Below are 21,705 nucleotides of genomic sequence, written 5' to 3'. Positions count from 1 at the left end.
ATCACCCTCGCTAATTCGTAGGTCAAACTAATTTGGCTGTTACTATTTTTCCTTTCATCAAAAGGCTGTTGAATTAAAACAATAATTTACTTATATTTTCAGCTAAATTTACCCTAAGTGAATGGCTGAAAATTTGGCTATATGAGACTTACAGGCAATTTCGCTGGACTGCTTATTGTGTTCCTTACTTGCTACCCCGCCGCAGCACAGGAAACGCTGAGCTTCGCTAAAGACATCATTCCTGTCTTGCGAAATCACTGTTACTCCTGCCACAACGTCGGGAACCCTAAGGGCGGCGTCAATCTGGAAATCTACGAGGAAGAAGGAAGAGTGATCAAAGATGGGCAGTTTTGGCTCAAGGTGATTGACGAGGTCAAAGGAATGGCGATGCCTCCGAGCAATAAACCCCCTTTGTCTGCTGCTGAATACCACACCTTGGTAGACGGAGTCAATGACATCCTCATTAAATCCCTTGAAAACAAAACACCGGGCAAAGTGGTGATTCGGAGGCTAAACCATACCGAATATCATTACACGGTGTTGGATTTAACAGGCATTAGTTTCGATGCCAAAAACCGCTTTCCCTCAGACGGATCGGGAGGAGGAGGTTTTGATAACCAGGGAAGGGCACTGTTTTTCACCCCTCTCAAGATGGAGCGCTACTTCGATGCTGCGGAAGAGATCATAGAAACACTGTACAAGGATGAAAAGAAATGGCGAAAAGCAGTTCCCATAGCATTCCGGGTCAGCCTTTGGGAGCAGGTTGTCGACTGGTTCAAATCCATCTTTAACGCAGATTACGACCCGGAAATCCGTGTAAAAAACGCTGCTGAAGAAGTCATATACCCCTTCGCCAGCAAGGCATATCGCAGATTCCTGAAGGCAGAGGAAAAGGAAAAACTCACCAAATTATTCCGGGACGTTTATACAGCCAACCATTTACTAAAAAACCCCGAACGTTTCGACCGAAGCATGGCCGAGGTTTATAAAGCCATTCTGATTGCACCCTCTTTTCTATACAAAATGGAAGAAGAGCCCGATCTGGAAAGACCCGTTCCGCTGAACGATTTTGAAATGGCCACGCGCTTGTCTTATTTCCTGTGGTCCAGTATGCCGGATGATGAACTATTTCAGTTAGCAGCGGAGGCAAAATTACAATCAGAGGATGTGCTGGATAGGCAGGTAGACCGCATGCTGAATGATCCAAAAGCTTTGCGGTTCTCAGAATCCTTTGTGAGTCAGTGGCTGGGAATTACCAAGCTAAAGGATCCTAACGCCCCACTAGCCGATGCAAGCCGCTTCCCTCAATTTACAGAAGCAATCAAGGACGCCATGTACAAAGAAACGACGGCCTATTTTCACCATGTACTGACGGAAGGAAACAATTTTCTGGAGCTAATCAACAGCAACTACACCTTTGTCAACAAAGAACTTGCTGACTTTTATGGATTAGACGGTGTAAATGGCGATGACTTCCAGTTGGTGCGGGTAACAGATGGCATACGAGGAGGATTGTTAGGCATGGGGAGCGTACTCACTGTGACCTCCCTTCCCACTAGAACGAGTCCGGTTCTACGTGGAAAATGGGTGATGGAAGAAATTTTGGGCACCAGCCCTCCTCCGCCACCACCGGATGTGAGCGAACTCCCAGAAGACGACGGGCTGCATGAAGACCTGGGGCTGCGTGCCTTACTGGAGCGGCACCGATCGGATCCGGCCTGTCAGTCCTGCCACGAGAAGATGGACCCACTCGGTATAGGGCTCGAAAATTTCGACGCGGTGGGCAAATGGAGGGACAGCTACGGAAATATTCCCATCGACCCTTCCGGAGTTTTGAGTACCGGTGAAAAATTTGCAGGGCCCCAAGAACTTAAGCAATTGCTGCTTGCTGATAAAGAGAAGTTTGCTCGGAACATTAGCCGGAAGTTCCTATCGTATGCAGTAGGTAGAGGCGTGTTGTTTTCGGATGAAATTGCCATACGGGACTTGACAGAAAACCTCCTGAGCAATGACTTTCATCCAAAAAGCTTCATTGGAGAACTGGTAAAAAGTTACCCGTTCCGAATGAAGATCAAAGACTTTCAAAAACGATCAACTGAAATCTAAGGAAGTGGCCGCTTTATCCGGTTTGATAAACCGGATAAACTAGCTAACTTGCTCATTAGCAATATTTGTAACCCAATCAACCCTCACTGAAATGAGAAAGAAGTGGCATATCTCCAGGCGAAAAATGTTAAAAGGTGTGGGAGCTGCAGTAGCACTTCCTTTTTTGGAAGCCATGTTTCCACTCACCGCCTCGGCAAGCACCCATCCGCAATACCCGGTTCGGTCTGCTTTTATCTTCATGCCAAACGGTGTACATCCGGACCGCTGGACTCCCTCCGGTGTAGGAACGCACTTTGAACTCTCGCCTACACTTCAGCCCCTGAAATCTCTGAAAAATGACATCTTGGTCCTCGGCCAAATGATGAACAAGAATTCCATATTTCAAGGAGCAGATGGCCACTATGCCAAGGATGCCAACTTGCTGACCTCTATGCCTATCACCAAAACAGCAGGAGACAACATCAATGCCGGCGGTATTTCGGTTGACCAACTCATTGCCGAATACTACAAAAACGAAACCCTTTTTCCTTCACTGGAATATGGACTTGACCGAATAGCTACGGGGGTAGATATTAACGTGGGATTTACCCGGCTGTATGCATCCAGTATTTCCTGGAAAAACCCAACTACACCGTTGTCGAAAGAAATTGATCCCCGACTTGCCTTCGATCGGCTTTTCAAATCGTTTGTAGATGGGCCGGCAAAAGGAGAAAATCCGCATAAACATAGTATATTGGATGCGGTAAAGGAAGATGCCAAGTCCCTAAAAAACAACCTGGGACGGTCAGATCAAGACAAACTGGAGGAATACTTAGAATCCATCCGCTCCATCGAAAAACGCATCTCCAATCAAACCAGCATCAAGGACTTCGAGAATAAAATCACTCCGGACATTCGCAAGGAGTTGAATAGACTGCACATCAACATCGACGAATATACCGAGCTAAATGCCGGGATAGACATCACGGAAAAAACGAGGCTCATGTACGACATCATGGCATTGGCACTTTGGAGTGACGCAACAAGGGTGCTAAGCTTTATGTACGGCAACTCGGTAAGTAACCGCAATTTCTCATTTTTGGATGGGGTAACCGGTGCCCACCACTCGCTGTCACACCACATGAACAACGAAAGCAACCTGGAGCAATACGACCGCATAACGAAATGGCACTTGGAACAGTACGGATACTTCTGCGAAAAACTTAAATCGATCAAAGAAGGTGACCGAAGCCTACTAGACAATTCCTTGGTGATGTTTGCCTCTGGCTTACGTGATGGTAATCGACACTCTCCAAGAGACCTGCCCATCATCGTGGCCGGACGAGGTGGGGGAAAAATCAAAACAGGTCAAAACCTGATTTTTGAAGACAACACCCCACTGGCTAACCTGTATGCCACGTGGATGCAGACTATAGGAATGAACACCACCAAGTTTGCAGACAGCACACGAACCCTACATGAAATTTTAGTTTAAGCCCGCCTGCCAAGACTGTTGTGCGTTGAAACCTTCCCGGAAGGCTCGTATTCTTATGACAAGATCCAACTTCAATGATTCTCCAAATACCGGGAAAACCAAAAGTTCCGGCATTTGGGGAATCATTCTGCCTCTGTTGCTAGCATCACTGATTCTCGGCCTAACCTTTCTCCCAACCTCTTTACGCGACGTCTCCTCCGTACTGGTTTTGGCCGGACGATTTCACCCATTGATCCTACACTTTCCCATCGTCATCATCATGCTGACTGCGGTCTTTGTCGTGATCGGTCGGTATCAACCGGTATTTATTCATCCACTCTTGGTGCAAGGATTACTGATCATGGGCTGCCTGACTGCTTTTGGTGCCGCTTTTGCAGGTTACTTCCTTTTTATATCCGAAAATTACACCGGAGACACCGTTTACAACCACTTGTATGGTGGAATTCTTACCGGTGTAGGAATTTGCCTGACGACGACCTACTACTTTTACCAGAAACAAAACACGCCCCATGCAGCCAAAAACCCCGTTTTCGTTGGACTTTTGTTACTAACGAACGGAGCCCTCGCCTATACCAGCCACATTGGCGGTTCGCTTACCCACGGACAGGATTTTCTGACTGAACCCCTATCAAGACTGTTTCCCGGGAGTGAAGTCCCTTTGAAACCTCGGGAAGAACTCTTGGTTTACGAAGACGTCATCCATACCATTCTTGATTCCAAGTGTCTAAACTGCCACAACGACAACAAGACTAAGGGAGACCTACTGATGACTACGCACGATCAGCTGCTGAAAGCAGGCAAAAGCGGAAAAATTGCCCTGATACCCGGCAACCCTTTGGAAAGCGAACTGCTTGTTCGGGTGCACCTGCCGGTATCTGACGATGAACGTATGCCCCCAGAGGGCAAACCCGGCCTTTCTGAAGAGGAAATCCAGCTGATTACCTATTGGATTGAAAACGGAGCAGAAAAAGAACTTCCCATCATGCAACTACTTAATGATCCTACCATTGCGCCTACCCTTCAAGCCTTGCTGCCCAAAGTGCAGCAAGCCCAACAACGTCTGAGTTTGGAGAAAGAGGCATTTGAGGAAGTTGCTGCTGATTTGGAGAAGCTGGCTTTGAAACTAAGTGTTCAGATAGAACAGGATACAGAAGCAGAGGGCTCCTTTTTCAGGCTTCGCATGAATTTTCCTCCAAAGCGATTCTCGAATGCGGAACTACTGGAGTTGGAGCCCTACTTTCCTTATTTTTCTTCGGTTTCCCTTGCTTCTGCGGATGTCTCTGACGACGAACTGTTTTTTATTGCCAAAATGGCCAACCTCCAAAAGCTATTTGTCCAAAAGACACGAATAGATGGATCCGGGCTTCCCTATTTCCATACGCACCAAAAGCTGGAAACCCTCAATATCTCCTTTACCCCTCTGGTGCCGGGCAATATATTCCACCTGCTGGACATACCACAACTGAAGGAAGTCTACATTTTCGGTACCCCCGTGAAACTGGATATTATAGAAGCCTTGCAGACCTACCGGCCGGACATCACCTTCCATATCGAGGAAGGCCCACTTTTTCAGTGAATTGAATGGTACACCTAGCGCAATAAGCCGTATTATTGTATGGTAAAATAAAGTACACTCTCTAATTAAATCAGTATGCGCAGTTTCCTTTTTGAACGTAAAATCCAGACCTTATTTCTTGTTGTTTTTGCAACGGTTATGCAGGCGTGTCAACCATCTGCTACAGAAACAACCACAGCAGATACCCCCCCGCCTTCCAACCCCTTGAAAGAATACGTGGCACTAGCTGACCCGGCAACTTCGTACGAGATGGTGCACCATGCAGAAGCGGAAGGGTACGACTACTACGTGATCCGCTTGGAGTCGCAAAACTGGCTCAGCGAAAAAGAGGTAACGGAGACGCTTTGGTGGCACTGGGTATCCTTTGTGATCCCAAAGAAATTGGAGCACGACACCTCTTTTCTCATGATTTCGGGAGGTAGTACCAACACAAAGCTACCTGAACAACCGGATCAGATGCTGGTAGAAGCTGCCCTCGCCACCAATTCTACCGCAATCAAAGTTCACAACATCCCCTTTCAGCCGGTCACGTTCGTTGGCGACACGGTTGAGGGCCGGGTGGAAGATGGACTGATCGCCTACGGATGGAGAGAGTTTATGGAGCGCGGTGCCAAAGACGAAGAGGCCATTTGGTTGGCGAGACTTCCTATGACCAAGGCAGTGATCCATGCCATGGATGCAGTGGTCGACTATACTGGAAAGGAACTGGGGCTTAACCTCGGAAAATACGTGGTAGCGGGTGGATCCAAACGAGGTTGGACCACCTGGACCACGGCAGCCATGGACGACCGGGTAGTGGGTATGGCACCTATCGTGATCGACCTGCTAAATCTCGTGCCCTCCTTCCAACACCACTGGAGAAGCTACGGATTTTGGGCACCCGCAGTAAAGGACTACGTGAGGGAGGGTATAATGGACTGGATGGGTTCGGAAGAATACGATAGGCTACTGGAAATCACTGAGCCCTACTCATTCATAGGAGCATATAAAGATCTTCCCAAATTGTTGATCAATGGTTCGGGAGACCAATTTTTCCTCCCGGATAGCTGGAAATTCTACTGGGATGATCTGTCGGGCGAAAAACACCTCGCCTACATCCCAAATGCCGGACACTCGCTGGATAATTCAGACGCCGTTCAGATTCTACTGGGCTTTTACAAACGCATTCTCACCAATCAACCCCGTCCGGAATATTCTTGGGAGGTTACCGACACCCACATCAACCTAACGATAGACACTCAAAACCCACCGGTGCAGGTAAAGCTTTGGGAGGCGCATAATCCCGATGCCCGGGATTTTCGGATCGATGTTTTTGGCCCTCACTGGAAAGACACGGTAATTCCTTTACAACAGAGCGGGACATACAGCATCCCCATTCAAGCGCCTGAAAAAGGGTGGAAGGGCCATTTCGTAGAGCTGACGTATGCAGGAAATGCCCCTATAAAGGTTACCACCGGTGTCAAAGTCTTACCGGAAACCTATCCCTTTGAAGCCTATAAACCAGAAACACCAAAAGGTACTCCAAAGAGGTAGAACCCTTCCATTCAAGGCTGTGACGGAATTGATTCCCTCACAGCCTTTATTTTTTGCGTATCTGCACGTATCTTTAGCAGATAATCGGCACCTCTCGCTGCAGAGAACGCCGTCCAATACAAAACAGCCATGCTTTTTAACTCCTTTGGATTCATTTTCCTTTTTCTCCCATTCACGCTGGCTTTCTATTTCTTATTAGCTAGGTTCTTTGGAAGTATTGCCGCTAAGTGGTGGCTACTAGCTACTTCACTCTTTTTTTATGGCTGGTGGAATCCCCTCTACTTAGCCCTTATTGTCGGTTCCATGGCCGTCAACTTTGCCCTTGGAAAGGCATTGATGAGAACCTACCGAAAAAAAGCGCTTCTTGTCACAGGGATAGTCGCTAATTTGGGGGTACTTTTCTACTACAAATACGTTAACTTCTTCCTAGAAACCGTAAATGCACTGTCTTCCAATGATTGGCCATTGCTTCAGGTGGTGTTGCCTTTGGGTATCAGCTTTTTCACGTTTCAGCAAATCGCATACCTGGTAGACAGTTACCGGGGTCTTACCGCCGAATATAACCCCGTGAGCTACGGTGTTTTTGTTTCTTTCTTCCCCCAGCTAGTAGCCGGCCCCATCGTCCATCACCAAGAGATGATGCCCCAATTCCATTCTTCCACAAACTTTAAAATAGACGGGTTTAATCTCAGCAAAGGATTATTCATTTTCCTGATGGGACTAGCGAAGAAGATCGTCATAGCGGACACCTTCGGGATAATTACGAATACAGGCTATGCCCATGCGGCTTTGCTAAGCACCGCAGAGGCTTGGATAACCTCACTGGCCTATTCCATTCAGCTTTACTTTGACTTTAGCGGCTACTCCGACATGGCGATAGGACTGGCTTTGATGTTCAATGTTCGCCTACCGATCAATTTTGACTCCCCTTATAAATCCAAAAGCATCAAAGAATTTTGGAGGCGCTGGCATATTACGTTGGGAAGGTTTTTGAGGGATTACGTGTATATCCCTCTTGGTGGTAGCAAGCAGGGCATGCCAAAGACACTGGCAAACCTATTTCTGACCTTTTTGCTAGGGGGTATTTGGCACGGAGCCGGTTGGACCTTTGTGATCTGGGGAATGCTTCATGGCTTTGCATTGGTCTTTTACCAACTCCTACAACGGTTTCGATTCCGGATTCAGCATGCTTTCGCCATCATTTTTACCTTTTTGTTCGTAAATTTCACTTGGGTATTCTTTCGGGCCGCAGATCTTTCCGAAGCCTTGAGCTTACTCGAACGCATGGTGATGCCGTTCCCGGGTTCCACGGATTTCTTTCTAGTGCCCAATAAATACGACTCCCCTATCTGGCTGGCTGGAGTTATTCTGTTATTTTGCCCAAATAGTTTGGAGCTGGGTGAACGGTTTCGACCCACCCTTCGATATGCTATTTTGGTGGTACTGCTTTTCGTGCTTGATATGGTTTTTCTCAATTCCATGATACAGCAGGATTTCCTTTACTTTGACTTTTAGGCTATGAAGAATGAAACCTACTTCATTATTCTCCTGATAGCTTGCCTAATTGGCGCGGCGGCAGTCGTAGGCATCAACCGGAAAATCGATATTTTTGGCCTGTATGGAGACCATCCCTGCGGAAACATTTCCATCTATGGAGAAGAGCAGTATACCAAGTACCTCCACATGCACCGATATGTTCCTGAGTGCTACAATGGATTACTGCTAGGTGCTTCGCTCTCCGCAAACCTAGATCCAGTGGACATTCAAGGATATCGGGTATACAATGCCAGCTTGATGGGAGCCCGAATAGGTCAGCTGGACCAGCTTTATTCCGCAGCAGTGGATCAAGGTGCCCAATTTGATGTGGTTATTATCGGCATTCACCCTTACCTGACAGGTGTAAGTGAGGGGCCCAACATGCACTTGGCCGAAAAAGGATTGCAATCGGCTTGGGGCTCGCTATCTCTTTTACGGGTTTATGGTTTTGCGTTGATCCGGAAATTTGGCCTTTGGGAAAGCAAGTTTCCGAGAAACCAATACGATGCCAACGGAAGGAATGACTATAACCGCTTCTTTCAGGTGCCTGACGTGGATGCGCATATTCTTGAAAAGGCGAAAAACACGGAAATACAGGCCCTGGCAAACAACAAAGAGGGAATGAAATCACTTGCCGGTTTACTGGAAAAAATCTGCCAGTCCAGAAGCAACCTTCTTCTGTATTTCCATCCCATACCCGATGAGATTTACCGCGCCAACCAAGAAACCCTAGCAAGCTACTGGCAGCAGATTGAACACCTGGCCAACCTATATGACAATCAGGTGATCGCAGCAGATTTTAATACACATCCCGCCAAAGTGAATAAAAATTACAAAAATTACATCGATCACGGCCACCTCAGCGAACAGGGGCAGCAAAAACTGATTGAGTTGATTAATGAGCGATTACGGGAATTTCGGTGAAAGCCAAAGGAATCGCTAAAAGTGCAGGAAAAGGACAATGCCAGCAGATTATTTTTTAGCGAAAAAGCGGGAGAATTAAGGATCAAATGCCTTACTTTAGTTGCAAAACTTCCCCCATTTATCCGGTTAAGAATATCATGTCGCTACTTCTGATTTTTCTGTTTCATTCGTTGACAAGTGCCACAGTCGGCATCACCGAACCAACTGATTCCATTCCGGTTTCGTTTCACAGGCTGTCCAGCTACCCTCAAGCCTACCTATTTGCAGAAACCCCGACCTTTGACCAGTCTGGAGGACATATTCAGGGGATTCAACTTCAACATACCGGTCAGGACACCTTTGCCTTTCTTTCCGGGTCTTCTTCCGAAATTGCCTACATGGCCAAAGTCCAACTGAATGCCGGATTAGCAAAGACCCTAGCCATAGACACATTACTTCAAGCACCGTTTCGGCATGCCGGAGGCTTTCAGCTGATGGGCCAAAACTTGGCGGTAGGTATCGAAGACAATCACCTACGTACACGCTCTCAGGTTTTGGTCTATGACGTATCCCTTGAGCAGCCATGGAGGCAACCAATCTATACCGTTCAAAGATCCGGACCTTACGAGCGCTCGACAGCCGGCGCAGTGGGCATCACTTCGCACCAAGGACAGATTATCCTGGCTGTAGCAGATTGGAACGCCCGGAATTTGGACATTTACAGCCTTCCGGAAAATGACTTTCAGGAACGGACAGGTACGTTTGAGCCTATCACTAGTTTGGAAATCGACGGCTTGGATCGAACCGAGTGGCAGGATGCCGAGTGGCACCCGTACCAAAACATCCATTTGATTTCAGACCAGAAACATTTGTACTTGGTGGGCTTAGCCCGAACCTCCTCCGATCAACACATTGCAGACCTTTTTACACTACATATCAGCGATGTGGGAGAAACGGCCACTACGGCCGTCAACTTGCAAAGCTCCAATCGCGTAAATTCTTCCAAAACATGGCCTTCCTACAAAAAGAAAACGGCCATTCTTAAGAAGATAGGCGCGCGAGTCTTCTATCCTTCTTCCAATGCGGATTTCAAGGCTGCAGGGGGTATCCATGTCGAAAATGCGCGCATCCAAGTCCTAGCGGCACCCTATACCCTTTCTGAAAATCAGGGCATCAACATCTTTGGAAACTTATCAAAAAACATCCCGACTCCCGCTACGTTAGTTTGGACACAGACAGAAGTGTTTCCTGCCAAAGAAGCACATCAGGCCGCAGCTGCAGACAGTCTTTATTTTTTTGCCATTAACAATACCCGAATTGGACAGTATGAACGTAAATCCGGAAAGCTTCAAAAGCAGGTAGACGTTCCAGGCGCCGTTCACCTCAACAGTGGCTTTTTCCATAATTCCTACCTCTATATGGCCCACTCCAATTACCCACAAAAGCCCGACCGAAGCGATATTCGCAGGTTTGACCCAAGATCGGGAGATCTTTGTACGGTGGTTGACTTTGGCGAAACCGATGGCAGTCTAACCTGGCTCGTCAACCATGATGGGCACTGGTGGGGCATGTTTGCCCTTTACAAAGAAAATAATGGTGCAAGTTATCTGGTTAAATGGGACGCTGAATGGCAGGAGATAAGCAGGTTTACCTTTCCGAAGGAGGTGGTCCAAAAGCTAGGCACCATGAGCGTCTCTGGAGGTGTGGCCTACCGGGAAGGATTTCTGATAACCGGCCACGATGAAAGGGAGGTCTATTATGTGAAAATCCCCCACGTAGGAACCGTGTTGGAATACGTCGGTACCATTCCGGCGCCCTTTACCGGGCAGGGAATCGCTAAAGATCCGCTTACCGGTGGCTTGGTGGGCATAGACCGAAAAGCGAAAAAAGTAGTGTTTGCCACGGCAGGCGGAGATTGAACAAAATGCTTTTTATTAAATAATATTATGGACGGTATAAGGCAAGTTCACTTAACCGGGATATGGAGAGGAGATCAGATGCCAAAATCAGCTTACCATTTCGTTGGATATGGATAATTGCCTAGCTTTGCAGCCCAAAGACGAAGGGGTACCTTATGAAAAAACCTGATTTTAAAAGCCTTATCCTGTTTGAAAACGAGGATTTGATCGTAATCAACAAACCTCCGTACCTGCCCACGTTAGATGACCGGCATGAGGCGCAGAACATTTTGCACTTGGCCAAAGCGTATTCTGAGGGTGCACAGGTTTGCCATCGATTGGACAAGGAAACGTCAGGCTGTTTGGTCATTGCCAAAAACCCAGAGGCCTACCGGCACATGGCTATCCAATTTGAAGACCGCAGCGTGGAAAAAATCTACCATGCGGTGGTAGACGGCATTCACGACTTCAAGCAAACGATGGTGGATCGAAACCTTTACGCCAATAATAAAGGCGTTGTAAAAGTCAGTATAGATGGAAAACCCGCTCTTACATACTTTGATACCATAAGGACATATGTTCGCCACACGTTGGTAGCCTGCAATCCAATCACGGGAAGGATGCATCAAATCCGGGTGCACTTAAGCTTTCTGGGGGCTCCCATCTGCGGAGATATACTATATGGTGGCAAGCCGCTGTACTTATCGCAGATAAAACGCAAATTTAACCTCAAAAAGGGCACCGAAGAGGAGCCCTTAATGCAACGGGTGGCTTTGCATGCTTACGCCATATCGTTCCGTTTGCTGGACGAAAGCCCGATCACCGTAGCGGCCCCATACCCGAAAGACTTTGCTGTTTTGATCCGGCAGTTGGAAAAATTCAGTTAAAGCCGAAATAGTATCCTTGACGGGGCATATTTAAGAAAACAAGGAGGCTAACCCTTAAAAATGGGGCTATACTTGTGAAAATAAGGCAGTAAAGTTGTCAATGTATTGCAAATAAATTTATTTACATCTATCTTTGTGTCCCTTTTTGAGGGTGAACTGTACATAACAAGCTAATAATTAAACATTTAAACAGTGGATACTTTAAGCTATAAGACCATTTCGGCAAACAAAGCTACGGTACAAAAAGAATGGGTGGTTGTGGATGCCCACTCGCTTGTACTTGGTCGAGTTGCCAGCGAGGTGGCAAAAATTTTAAGAGGTAAGCATAAGCCGAATTTTACCCCCCACGTAGACTGCGGCGACAATGTGATTGTCGTAAACGCGGAAAAAGTGAGGCTAACAGGCAAGAAGTGGAATGACAAGGTATATGTGAGGCACACTGGATTTCCCGGAGGTCAGCGCATTTCTACCCCCCGACTTCTGATGGAAAAATCCCCTATTACCCTGGTAGAAAAGGCGGTAAAGGGCATGCTTCCTAAGAACCGTTTGGGCAGAAAGCTATACACCAACTTGCATGTGTATGCAGGGTCAGAGCATCCCCACAGCGCGCAGCAACCAAAAGAAGTAAAATTTTAACGTCAGCCGTCAATGGAAGTAATTAACACGATCGGAAGAAGAAAGACATCCGTAGCAAGGATTTACATGAAGCCGGGAAATGGCAACATTACCGTCAACAAAAAAGCGTTGGAGGTGTATTTTCCGTTTGACCTGCATCAAATCGTCGTTAAGCAGCCTTTGGCGCTTGTGAGCGAGGATGGGTCATACGACATCGCCATCAACGTGGATGGTGGTGGAATCAAAGGACAGGCTGAAGCCATCCGAATGGCCATCTCCAGGGCGCTTTGCGAAATAAATGCTGAACACAGACCACCTCTTAAGAAAGAAGGATTCCTAACCAGGGATTCCAGGATGGTGGAACGTAAGAAGGCTGGCCGAAGAAAAGCAAGAAGAAGATTCCAGTTCTCCAAGCGATAATCGTCGGAACTGTATCTCATACATTCGATACAACAACCTATATATCTTAATTAATAAATGGCCAATATAGAATACAAAGACTTACTGGATGCTGGTGTTCACTTCGGACACTTAACGAGAAAGTGGGATCCAAGAATGGCACCCTATATCTTCATGGAGAAGAATGGGATCCATATCATCGATCTAAACAAAACGCTTGTTTGCCTTGAAGAAGCATCCAACGCAATCAAGCAGATAGTACGCTCCGGAAAAAAAATCATGTTCGTAGCTACTAAAAAACAAGCCAAAGATTTGGTGGCAGAGGAAGCAAAAAGGCTGAAGATGCCTTACGTGACCGAAAGATGGTTGGGTGGTATGATGACCAACTTCGCCACCATCCGAAAGTCATTAAAAAAAATGTCCTCAATCGACAAGTTGATGAAGGACGAAGCTTACAAAAACCTGGCGAAAAAAGAACGGTTGATGATTACTCGCCAGCGTGAAAAGCTTGAGTTGGTACTTGGTGGTATCGCTGACCTTACCAGACTTCCTTCGGCGCTGTTTGTGGTAGATATCAAAAGAGAACATATTGCAATTTCCGAAGCCAAAAAGCTTGGTATCCCTGTTTTCGCATTGGTGGATACAAACTCCAACCCCAACGAGGTGGACTTTCCAATCCCGGCCAATGACGATGCGTTCAAGTCAATCTCCCTTTTGGTGAAGGCCTTCGGTGCTGCCATCGAAGAAGGATTGAGTGAGCGCAAAAAAGATAAAGACGACGCAAAACTCTCTGAAGAAGAGGAAGCCAAAAAAGCGGTTGACGCAGAGTCTAACGAATAATCCACAATGATTTTATGCTTTCAAAAAATTGAACATCAGGTTAGCCTATGTTCAATTTTTTGTTTTTAACTACGGCACAGATTCCTTCTGCGTAAGGAACGTCTGGGCGTTCAAAAAAACATTCAAATAAACAACTATTACAATGGCTATTACTGCACAAGAGGTAAACAAACTGAGACAAATGACCGGAGCCGGTATGATGGACTGTAAAAAAGCCCTTACCGAAGCTGAAGGCGATTTTGAAAAAGCTATTGACATCCTTCGTAAAAAAGGACAGAAAGTATCTGCTTCCAGAGCTGACAGAGAAACCAAAGAGGGTGTTGTTGTAACCCATATTGCTGAAGATGGCAAAGCGGGCACCCTGCTTTCCCTTACCTGTGAAACCGACTTTGTAGCCAAAAACGACGAGTTTGGATCACTTGCCAATGCGATCCTAAGCTTGGCAGTGAAGGAAAATGCCGCTTCTATCGACGCGATACTCGCACTCCCCTATGAAGGCATCACAGTGGGAGAAAAAATCACCGAAATGACCGGTAAAATCGGTGAAAAGATCGAGGTGTCCCACTTTGAGAAAGTAAGCGGTGACCAAGCCGTAGCCTATATCCACTCCAACGGCAAATTAGGTGTGTTGGTAGCCCTGAAAAATACGGGAGGCAACAACGTAGAAGAAGCAGGAAAAGACGTGGCCATGCAAATTGCAGCGATGAACCCTGTGGCTGTTGACAAAGACGGTGTCGACGCTTCTACGGTAGAACGTGAAATTGAGGTCGGAAAAGAACAAGCCCGTCAAGAAGGAAAGCCTGAGGAAATGCTCGAAAAAATTGCATTGGGCAAACTGAACAAGTTCTACAAGGAAAACACCCTGCTTAGCCAGGCCTTTGTAAAGGACAATAGCAAAACTATTGCGCAGTACCTTGACGGCGTGTCCAAAGGGCTGACCGTTTCGGAATTCAAGCGGGTTTCTATCGGATAATCATCCGCTATTAGACCATAAATAGGTAAAAGCTGCCGCTACTTCGTGTATTGCGGCAGCTTTTTCATTTCAGGGTTCCGCAAAAGTACTTTTCCTTTCACACTATTTTCGAAAGACCCTGTGTATACGCACCGAGTCAATCAAGTACTGTCCTTGATTTTCCATATGCTGAATGGTCCGCACCACGTGCATACCGGCAGTAACCTTGCCAAAAGCAGCAAAACCCTGCCCGTCTGGATTGCGCTTCCCTCCGAAATCCAGCTCAGGCTGATCACCTACACAAATAAAAAAGCTGCTTTGGGCGCTGTGGGGCGTAGACCTTGCCATCGACAAGGTACCATCCCTATGGCTAAGTCCAGTCATCTCCGTAGTTTCCAATTGAATGGCGGGCAGCAGCCTCTCATCTGCCACATTCCCGCCCTGAATGACTTCAATTTTAACCTCCCGGTCGGCCTCGTTCTCCGGAGTACAGACCCGAAAAAACGTAGATTTCTCATAAGCTCCGCTTTCGGCATAGGCCACAAAATTGGCTACGGTACCGGGTGCCTGCTTGGGATATAGCTCCACTTCTATTTCTCCCAGCTCGGTGGCTATCACGTAATAGACAGCCTTTCCCGAACATCCCACTACACCGAGCAAGACAACCAAGCAGGCACTAATCCAACCCATTATTCTTCTTTTCATTTGCTTTACCATTTATTTTTGGGATGAAATCAATAAACACATGTAATTCTCCTCTTGCTATTACCAACTTACCGAGACACCCTACTCCAACAACGTTTGATTAAAAAGCTTCAGGATCCGCTTATATTCATCTATCCAACTGCTGGGTTCGGCAAAACCATGGTCTTCTGCGGGATAAACGGCCAGTTCCCAATTGTCCTTGCCCAGCTCAATCAGCCGTTGGGATAGGCGCACGACATCTTGAAAATGCACGTTTACATCCACCATGCCGTGCGCCATCAGCAGATGTCCGCGTAATCCCTCCGCAAAGTAAATCGGGGAAGAGCGGCGATAGGAAATGGGATCCTCCTTGGGTTCGTTGAGAATATTGGCGGTATAGGGATGGTTGTAATGTGCCCAGTCGGTAACCGAGCGGAGTGCCGCTCCGCTCTTGAAAGTATCGGCAGCGTTAAACAGTGCCATCAAGGTGATAAAGCCCCCGTAGCTGCCACCATAGATCCCGATCCGATCAGGATCTACCCCGTGTTGCTGCACCAAGTAGACAGCACCGTCTACCTGATCTGACAAGTCCTTGCCGCCCATGTGCCTGTAAATGGCCGTTCGCCAATCCCGCCCATAACCGGCGCTGCCCCGGTAATCAATATCCAATACGGTGTATCCCAAATCTGCCAGCAGATTATGGAACATGTATTCCCGAAAATAAGAGGACCACCATTTGTGCACATTCTGCAAATAACCGGCACCATGGACAAATATCACCGCGGCGCCATTGCCTCTATCCGGTTCGGGGAGGTAAAGTCGGGCAGGAACCTCATTGCCATCCGAAGCGGTAAACTTAATCAATTGGGGATCACGCCAAGGGTAGGCACTGAATATCTCGGATTGACCGGAAGTAAGCTGCTCTGCACGGGCGTTCGGCTTATTTGCCTGCAGGTACAATTCCCAAGGCTTATTGCTATAAGAATGACGAATAGCCAACCATTTTTCGTCCGGAGAGAGCGTAACTTCGTTGTTGCCTTCCATGGACGTGAGTTGCGTCATCTTGCCTCCCATTAGAGGCATGCGATAAAAATGCCTTTCGCCAGAGTGTACCTCCGAGGTCGTTAAGTACCAGTGCTTTTTGTCAGCCGACAACTGAGGATCAAACACTTCAAATGCCCCTTGCGTCAGCGCTTTTTTGGTACCGGTGGAAATGGATGCCAAGTACAGATGGGAATACCCACTCTCCTCCGACTGAAAATAGACATGCTCCCCATCGGGCAACCAACCCAACAATCCTCCCCCACCGGACCAGCCTATGCCAGGACCAGCTACCCAGGCTTCGTCCCTTTGACGGTCCAAAAGACGCGGTATAGCAGTAGCTAGGTCCACCTCAATAATCCATCGGTCTTTGTTGTCTGTAGAACGGACCTGCGTAACCGCACGATTGCCTTGCGGCGAAAAAATCGCTTGGGAATAAACCAACTCCCGCTTGTAGGCTTTCCAATCCCTACCCGGGTAATCGACCGCGAAATCCGGAAGGTCATCCAATCCCGGTAAATCATTCCCTGTTACAAAATAGAGAGTGTCCTGTTTTAGATCATACAACGCAAGCTCCGACTTACCGGCCTTGACACCAACCTTTGGTCGTGCGGAAAGATCCCTGGTATAGCCTCCTGCATCGATGTAATCCGGCACATTCGTTCCGGAATTCTCCGCCGGGGTATTCAGCAGCACAGAAACGTACTTTTCATCCGCTGAAACACGTAATCCAACCAACTGCCGCTTACCCAGGTAGAAGGAAAATTTCTCATTGTTTTGCTTCTGCTTATTGATGGTGTCTGTTTGCTTGGACTTCTCCAACCGATCTTGGACTACTTGGAGAAGCTCCAAATTTTCCTGCTTAATCCAGGCATCCTGTTCCGTAGGATCCTTTTCCTCCTTTTTTTCCCCAGATCGAATCTGGGTTAATTTACGCAGAAACCCGGTTTTGAGCTGATACACATAGGCATCTGTACCAAACCGAAAGGCCAGCCGATCACCGTTGCCCAGAAAATGAATATCCTGCACATTACCTCCAAGCTCCAAAAGATGCCACTCGGTACGGGAAGCAAGTTCATACACCTTTAACGCCCCATCCTTGACATAAGCTTTGTGGGTTTTGTCCGCATCGTATACCCCGTTGAATGCCACCAATGCCCGCTCCTCGGCCCAGGTCAGCTTGGACAACTCCCCAGTGCGTACCGAAACCCGATACAGGGAGTCTTCCGGATCTTGGTCTCGGTTATACTTAAAAAAAACTTGCTCCCCGTGCTCATCCCACTGAATACCGGAAGGAAAGCTCCCCATCCACTTGGGATCCTGCATGATCTTAGATACAGATAGAACGGAATTCTGCCCCACACAGGGCCGAACCAGTAGTAGACCTAGAAGAAGCACTATTGCTTGAGGGAAATACTTCATTGAAAAAAGGTTTGATAGAAATACGATGGCATGTAATGGTTGTCAAATTTGCCTACAAATCAGCGCACTTGCAAATAAGGCGCTAGCAGGAACTTCTTATAGTCTCCAGCAGGTTTCTCTCCGCCCTATCGGCTAAGTCAGGCGCAGAAAAATCCAAGTCAGGAAGCTGCAATACCCGATCGAAGCCGCTGTTCGTTGCATCCGTGCCTGACGTAACCAGCCAAATCTCCTTCCCTGCCGCCTTGGCCAACTTCAGCAGTTCATGGCTGCCCTTTCCTTGATCCGACTGACTGTCGTACCTACCTTCGCCAGTCACGATACGATCTGCCCTTTCTATGCGATCGGCCATGTGCACTTTGTCAAAAAAGTACCTGGCACCGGACACTAAGTTGGTCTCAAAAAACGCGCTCAACCCCAACGCAATTCCTCCTGCCGCTCCGAAGCCCGGTTTATCCTCCAGCTCCCGATTTGCCTTACGCCCGAAAAGACGCACAAGATTACGGGAGGCTTTTTCAAACGCCGGAAAATCCTCCGGTTTCAATCCCTTTTGCGGGCCAAATACAGGGATAGCCCCCCGCTCTCCAAAATACGTATTGTCCACATCACAGAGGATGGTAAACTTCAAATCGCTCCAAGGCCTCGTCTGCTGAATATGGGCGATTTTTGACAGAAATCCGGGTGAAAAGACTGGTATTTCCCGCCCATTTTCATCCAAAAACAAAAAGCCCAACGCCCGTAAAATGCCCGTGCCCAAGTCCACCGTTGCACTGCCTCCAAGTCCGAGTACCACCTCCTTTGCACCTAGATCTACGGCCCGAAGGATCAACTCTCCGGTACCATAAGAACTTGTCGTCCAGGGATCCCTTTCCCAGTCTTGGAGCCATTTGATCCCGGAAACGGTAGATACATCCACAAAAGCAGTTTTGGAAATTTCCTCAAACCCAAAGAACCCCTCCATGGGCCGACCAAGCGGGCCACAGGCGTGGAGTACCACCCGTTCCATGGCCAAAATATCGGACAGCAAGTGGCAGGTACCGTCGCCACCGTCGGCAATCGGACAAAGCTCCACTCGATGGGAGGAATTTGCGGCGAGAATAGTCTCTCGGATCAAAGCTGCCGCCCGATCCGCTTCGATGGTGCCCTTAAACGCATTGGGTGCTACTAACCAATTCATGTGTCTATAATTGTTTTTCAGTGGTCACATGGAATCTCGCATGGATGCCCCGATAGCTATCGGGGCATCCCAGTGTGTGACGGATACGTCATGCTCGATTTCATGTATCCATGTTTTTCATCCGTTGGAAATAATCCTTAGAGGCCTCCCGGACTCTTGGAGAGAGGTATAGTGCCGATATCATGGTAGGGAATGCCATCACGGCATACATCGCATCTACGAAACTCATCACCACACTCAAGGAGGTGACAGCCCCCCCCACCAAGGTAGCCAGGTAGAAATAATTGTAGAAGTCTGCCTTGTCAGCTCCAAATAGGTAATTAAAGCACTTGTGCCCGTAGTAGGAATAGGTAAACATGGTAGAGAGTGCAAACACCAATACCGAAACCATCAGCAGGTATTTGCCTATCCCCGGCAACCCTTGCTCGAAAGCCGACAGCGTAAGCAGTACCCCATCTTTTTCGCCGGTTTGCCAGACTCCCGTCACCATGATAGCTAATGCGGTAAGAGTACAGACCACAATGGTGTCAATAAAGGGTCCCAACATGGCGATCAATCCTTCCCGCACCGGCTCGCTGTTTTTGGACGCACCATGTACCATGGGAGCGGTTCCGATTCCGGCTTCATTGGAAAATGCCGCCCGCCTGGCACCGATGATGATTACCTGTCCTACAGCCCCGCCCAATACGGCATCTCCGGTAAAAGCATCCCGTAATATCAACCAAAGCATCTCCGGCACCTGCCCCAAGTTCTTTGCTAAAATAACGAGTACACTTATAAAGTAAACCGTCACCATAAAAGGTACCAAGCGTGAAGCCACTTTGGCTATCCGCTGAATACCCCCGAGGATTACCGTGGCAACCAACCCCATCAAAACCAATCCAATGGCCCAGCGTGTAGGCATGCCCTGATCTAGGCCAAAGGGTTCCAGCATTACGGCCCGTAAAACAGCAGTAAGCTGATTGGCCTGGAAAATAACCAACAGGCCCAAAATACCCGCTACACAAAAGATGACCGATAGAAACTTCCATTTCTTGCCCATTCCCTCCTCAATTACATACATGGGTCCTCCCTGGACGTGCCCGGAGGAATCCTTCCCTCTGTACATGATCGCCAGTGTACAGGTAAAAAACTTGGTGGCCATGCCTACAAAGGCGGACATCCACATCCAAAAGATCGCTCCGGGACCACCCATACCGATGGCAAGGGCAACCCCTGAAATATTCCCCAGCCCTACCGTAGCGGCTACAGCGGAGGAAAGCGCCTGCAAGGATGTGATGTCTCCGGTAGCGTTCGGGTCATCGTACTTGCCCCCCACCACCTTAAGGGCGTGCCGGAACCCCACAAAAGGGATAAAGCCTGAATATACAAACATGTACAAGCCACCGCCCAGCAGCAGCACAAGCAATGGGGTGCCCCATATCCAATTGCTAAAGTCAATAATTAAGTCTCCCACGACGGTTGGTTTTGGTTGTTGGTAGGTTTTGTCGCCACAAAATAGCCATATTGCCCAAAGAGTTCTATTTTTGCACCTATTAAATTCACGCCAAACCTCATGTTTTTATGGCCAAGACGGTTGTCATCAAAATAGGCTCCAATGTACTGACCCAGGACGACGGTACTCCTGACCATAACCGCATGGCCTCCCTGGTGGACCAGATGGTATTTCTTAAGGAGCTTGGCCATCAAATTGTTCTGGTAACCTCTGGCGCGGTAGCCTTTGGGCGAAAGGCACTAGCCTTAAACCCTAAGACGGATTCGATTACCAAAAAGCAGGTTTGGGCCTCTATCGGTCAAATCGAACTGATCCGCTCGTATAAAAATCTCTTCCTGGAAAAAGGCCATACCATTGCCCAACTGATGGTAACCAAAGAGGACTTTCGCGACCGGGTACATTACCTCAATATGAAAAACTGCCTGGACGGTCTCCTCAAAAACCAGGTGATACCGGTGATCAACGAAAACGATGCGGTGGCTGTCACCGAGCTGATGTTTACCGACAACGACGAGTTGGCGGGATTGGTAGCAGCCATGATCGATGCCAACAGTTTGGTACTGCTTACAAACGTGGATGGTATTTACAAAGGACACCCCTCAGATCCCTCGTCCGAACTCATCACCAAAGTAGGTAGGCAGGTGCCCGACCTCAGTCAATACATCACCACCGGCAAATCTTCCTTTGGGCGGGGAGGCATGCTTACGAAGATGACCATGGCCAAAAAATCTGCCGATCTGGGCATCGAAGTACTGATAGCCAATGGTAAACGGGATGAGGTGTTGAAAGGATTTACAGATGGCACGCTGGTATGCACCTACTTTGAACCGGGTAAAACCCGACACAACCAGAAAAAATGGATTGCCCACAGCGAAAACTACTCCAAAGGCGAAGTAGTGGTAAACGAAGGCGCAAAAAAGGCCCTCAATTCCCAAAAAATAACCAGCCTACTTCCCATAGGTATTGTCACAGTAAAAGGCGATTTTCTGAAGGGTGACATCATTCGAATTGTGGACGAAACCGGTCAAATACTCGGCCTCGGAAAAGCAGAGTATGGCGCTGGTTCAGCCTTAGAAAAAATCGGTCAGCCGCATCAGCGGCCCTTGGTTCACTACGACTACCTATACCTTTACGACCTAAAATAATCATCCAATTACCGAATTAAAAGCT

General features: G+C 47.9%; 17 protein-coding genes. 13 read left to right on the top strand and 4 right to left on the bottom strand.

Features of this window, described 5'->3' with window-relative positions; all coding sequences use genetic code 11:
* Nucleotides 1-141 precede the first annotated feature (141 nt).
* The 12 genes from IAQ59_RS16290 to tsf all read left to right on the top strand — a co-directional run bounded on the left by IAQ59_RS16290 (nt 142) and on the right by tsf (nt 14,740).
* Nucleotides 142-2,106, top strand: coding sequence for a DUF1592 domain-containing protein (locus tag IAQ59_RS16290; RefSeq protein ID WP_209331905.1), 1,965 nt, complete (start codon nt 142-144; stop codon nt 2,104-2,106).
* A gap of 91 nt (nt 2,107-2,197) precedes the next feature.
* Complete coding sequence (locus tag IAQ59_RS16285) at nt 2,198-3,580, top strand: DUF1552 domain-containing protein (protein ID WP_209331904.1); 1,383 nt, start codon at nt 2,198-2,200, stop codon at nt 3,578-3,580.
* Between the two features lie 55 nt (nt 3,581-3,635).
* Nucleotides 3,636-5,156, top strand: coding sequence for a c-type cytochrome domain-containing protein (locus IAQ59_RS16280; protein WP_245189655.1), 1,521 nt, complete (start codon nt 3,636-3,638; stop codon nt 5,154-5,156).
* 204 nt (nt 5,157-5,360) lie between these two features.
* Nucleotides 5,361-6,689 (top strand): PhoPQ-activated pathogenicity-related family protein, encoded by a 1,329-nt coding sequence (locus IAQ59_RS16275; protein ID WP_245189654.1) that lies wholly within the window; start codon nt 5,361-5,363, stop codon nt 6,687-6,689.
* Between the two features lie 129 nt (nt 6,690-6,818).
* Entirely contained in the window at nt 6,819-8,204 is a 1,386-nt protein-coding gene (locus tag IAQ59_RS16270; RefSeq protein WP_209331902.1) for an MBOAT family O-acyltransferase, read from the top strand.
* Nucleotides 8,205-8,207: 3 nt separating this feature from the next.
* Complete coding sequence (locus IAQ59_RS16265) at nt 8,208-9,149, top strand: hypothetical protein (protein ID WP_209331901.1); 942 nt, start codon at nt 8,208-8,210, stop codon at nt 9,147-9,149.
* A gap of 137 nt (nt 9,150-9,286) precedes the next feature.
* Nucleotides 9,287-11,047, top strand: a complete 1,761-nt coding sequence (locus IAQ59_RS16260; protein WP_209331900.1) for a hypothetical protein — start codon at nt 9,287-9,289, stop codon at nt 11,045-11,047.
* 155 nt (nt 11,048-11,202) lie between these two features.
* Complete coding sequence (locus IAQ59_RS16255) at nt 11,203-11,913, top strand: RluA family pseudouridine synthase (protein WP_209331899.1); 711 nt, start codon at nt 11,203-11,205, stop codon at nt 11,911-11,913.
* Between the two features lie 192 nt (nt 11,914-12,105).
* Nucleotides 12,106-12,549 (top strand): 50S ribosomal protein L13, encoded by a 444-nt coding sequence (rplM, locus tag IAQ59_RS16250; protein ID WP_209331898.1) that lies wholly within the window; start codon nt 12,106-12,108, stop codon nt 12,547-12,549.
* A gap of 12 nt (nt 12,550-12,561) precedes the next feature.
* Nucleotides 12,562-12,948 carry a 30S ribosomal protein S9 gene (gene rpsI, locus IAQ59_RS16245; protein WP_209331897.1) on the top strand — a complete coding sequence of 129 codons (387 nt, stop codon included), beginning with the start codon at nt 12,562-12,564 and terminating at the stop codon, nt 12,946-12,948.
* 57 nt (nt 12,949-13,005) lie between these two features.
* Nucleotides 13,006-13,767 carry a 30S ribosomal protein S2 gene (gene rpsB / locus IAQ59_RS16240; protein WP_209331896.1) on the top strand — a complete coding sequence of 254 codons (762 nt, stop codon included), beginning with the start codon at nt 13,006-13,008 and terminating at the stop codon, nt 13,765-13,767.
* A 142-nt stretch (nt 13,768-13,909) separates the two neighbouring features.
* Nucleotides 13,910-14,740, top strand: coding sequence for a translation elongation factor Ts (gene tsf / locus IAQ59_RS16235; RefSeq protein ID WP_209331895.1), 831 nt, complete (start codon nt 13,910-13,912; stop codon nt 14,738-14,740).
* Between the two features lie 102 nt (nt 14,741-14,842).
* Here tsf and IAQ59_RS16230 read toward each other — a convergent pair whose 3' ends face one another.
* From IAQ59_RS16230 to IAQ59_RS16215, 4 genes are all read right to left on the bottom strand, one after another.
* Complete coding sequence (locus tag IAQ59_RS16230) at nt 14,843-15,424, bottom strand: peptidylprolyl isomerase (protein WP_245189653.1); 582 nt, start codon at nt 15,422-15,424, stop codon at nt 14,843-14,845.
* Nucleotides 15,425-15,505: 81 nt separating this feature from the next.
* Entirely contained in the window at nt 15,506-17,866 is a 2,361-nt protein-coding gene (locus tag IAQ59_RS16225) for a S9 family peptidase (RefSeq protein ID WP_209331894.1), read from the bottom strand.
* Between the two features lie 82 nt (nt 17,867-17,948).
* On the bottom strand, nt 17,949-19,040 hold the full coding sequence (locus IAQ59_RS16220) for a glycerate kinase family protein (RefSeq protein ID WP_209331893.1): 1,092 nt from the start codon (nt 19,038-19,040) through the stop codon (nt 17,949-17,951).
* A gap of 100 nt (nt 19,041-19,140) precedes the next feature.
* Entirely contained in the window at nt 19,141-20,496 is a 1,356-nt protein-coding gene (locus tag IAQ59_RS16215) for an alanine/glycine:cation symporter family protein (protein ID WP_209331892.1), read from the bottom strand.
* Between the two features lie 107 nt (nt 20,497-20,603).
* Here IAQ59_RS16215 and proB point away from each other — a divergent pair, with 107 nt between their 5' ends.
* Complete coding sequence (gene proB / locus IAQ59_RS16210) at nt 20,604-21,680, top strand: glutamate 5-kinase (protein ID WP_209331891.1); 1,077 nt, start codon at nt 20,604-20,606, stop codon at nt 21,678-21,680.
* Nucleotides 21,681-21,705 lie beyond the last annotated feature (25 nt).

Origin of the sequence: Lunatimonas salinarum (assembly GCF_017811155.1) — a bacterium.
Lineage (GTDB): Bacteria > Bacteroidota > Bacteroidia > Cytophagales > Cyclobacteriaceae > Lunatimonas > Lunatimonas salinarum.
The sequence above is the reverse complement of the archived record's forward strand: the minus strand, read 5'-3'. Positions and strand labels throughout refer to the sequence as shown.

Excerpts from the sequence above, each read along its gene's own strand:
- IAQ59_RS16225 (WP_209331894.1), bottom strand. The coding sequence starts at position 17,866 with ATGAAGTATTTCCCTCAAGCAATAGTGCTTCTTCTAGGTCTACTACTG.
- proB (WP_209331891.1), top strand. The coding sequence starts at position 20,604 with ATGGCCAAGACGGTTGTCATCAAAATAGGCTCCAATGTACTGACCCAG.
- IAQ59_RS16270 (WP_209331902.1), top strand. The coding sequence starts at position 6,819 with ATGCTTTTTAACTCCTTTGGATTCATTTTCCTTTTTCTCCCATTCACG.
- IAQ59_RS16265 (WP_209331901.1), top strand. The coding sequence starts at position 8,208 with ATGAAGAATGAAACCTACTTCATTATTCTCCTGATAGCTTGCCTAATT.
- IAQ59_RS16285 (WP_209331904.1), top strand. The coding sequence starts at position 2,198 with ATGAGAAAGAAGTGGCATATCTCCAGGCGAAAAATGTTAAAAGGTGTG.
- rpsB (WP_209331896.1), top strand. The coding sequence starts at position 13,006 with ATGGCCAATATAGAATACAAAGACTTACTGGATGCTGGTGTTCACTTC.
- IAQ59_RS16220 (WP_209331893.1), bottom strand. The coding sequence starts at position 19,040 with ATGAATTGGTTAGTAGCACCCAATGCGTTTAAGGGCACCATCGAAGCG.
- IAQ59_RS16255 (WP_209331899.1), top strand. The coding sequence starts at position 11,203 with ATGAAAAAACCTGATTTTAAAAGCCTTATCCTGTTTGAAAACGAGGAT.
- IAQ59_RS16290 (WP_209331905.1), top strand. The coding sequence starts at position 142 with ATGAGACTTACAGGCAATTTCGCTGGACTGCTTATTGTGTTCCTTACT.
- IAQ59_RS16260 (WP_209331900.1), top strand. The coding sequence starts at position 9,287 with ATGTCGCTACTTCTGATTTTTCTGTTTCATTCGTTGACAAGTGCCACA.
- IAQ59_RS16280 (WP_245189655.1), top strand. The coding sequence starts at position 3,636 with ATGACAAGATCCAACTTCAATGATTCTCCAAATACCGGGAAAACCAAA.
- tsf (WP_209331895.1), top strand. The coding sequence starts at position 13,910 with ATGGCTATTACTGCACAAGAGGTAAACAAACTGAGACAAATGACCGGA.
- rpsI (WP_209331897.1), top strand. The coding sequence starts at position 12,562 with ATGGAAGTAATTAACACGATCGGAAGAAGAAAGACATCCGTAGCAAGG.
- IAQ59_RS16230 (WP_245189653.1), bottom strand. The coding sequence starts at position 15,424 with ATGAAAAGAAGAATAATGGGTTGGATTAGTGCCTGCTTGGTTGTCTTG.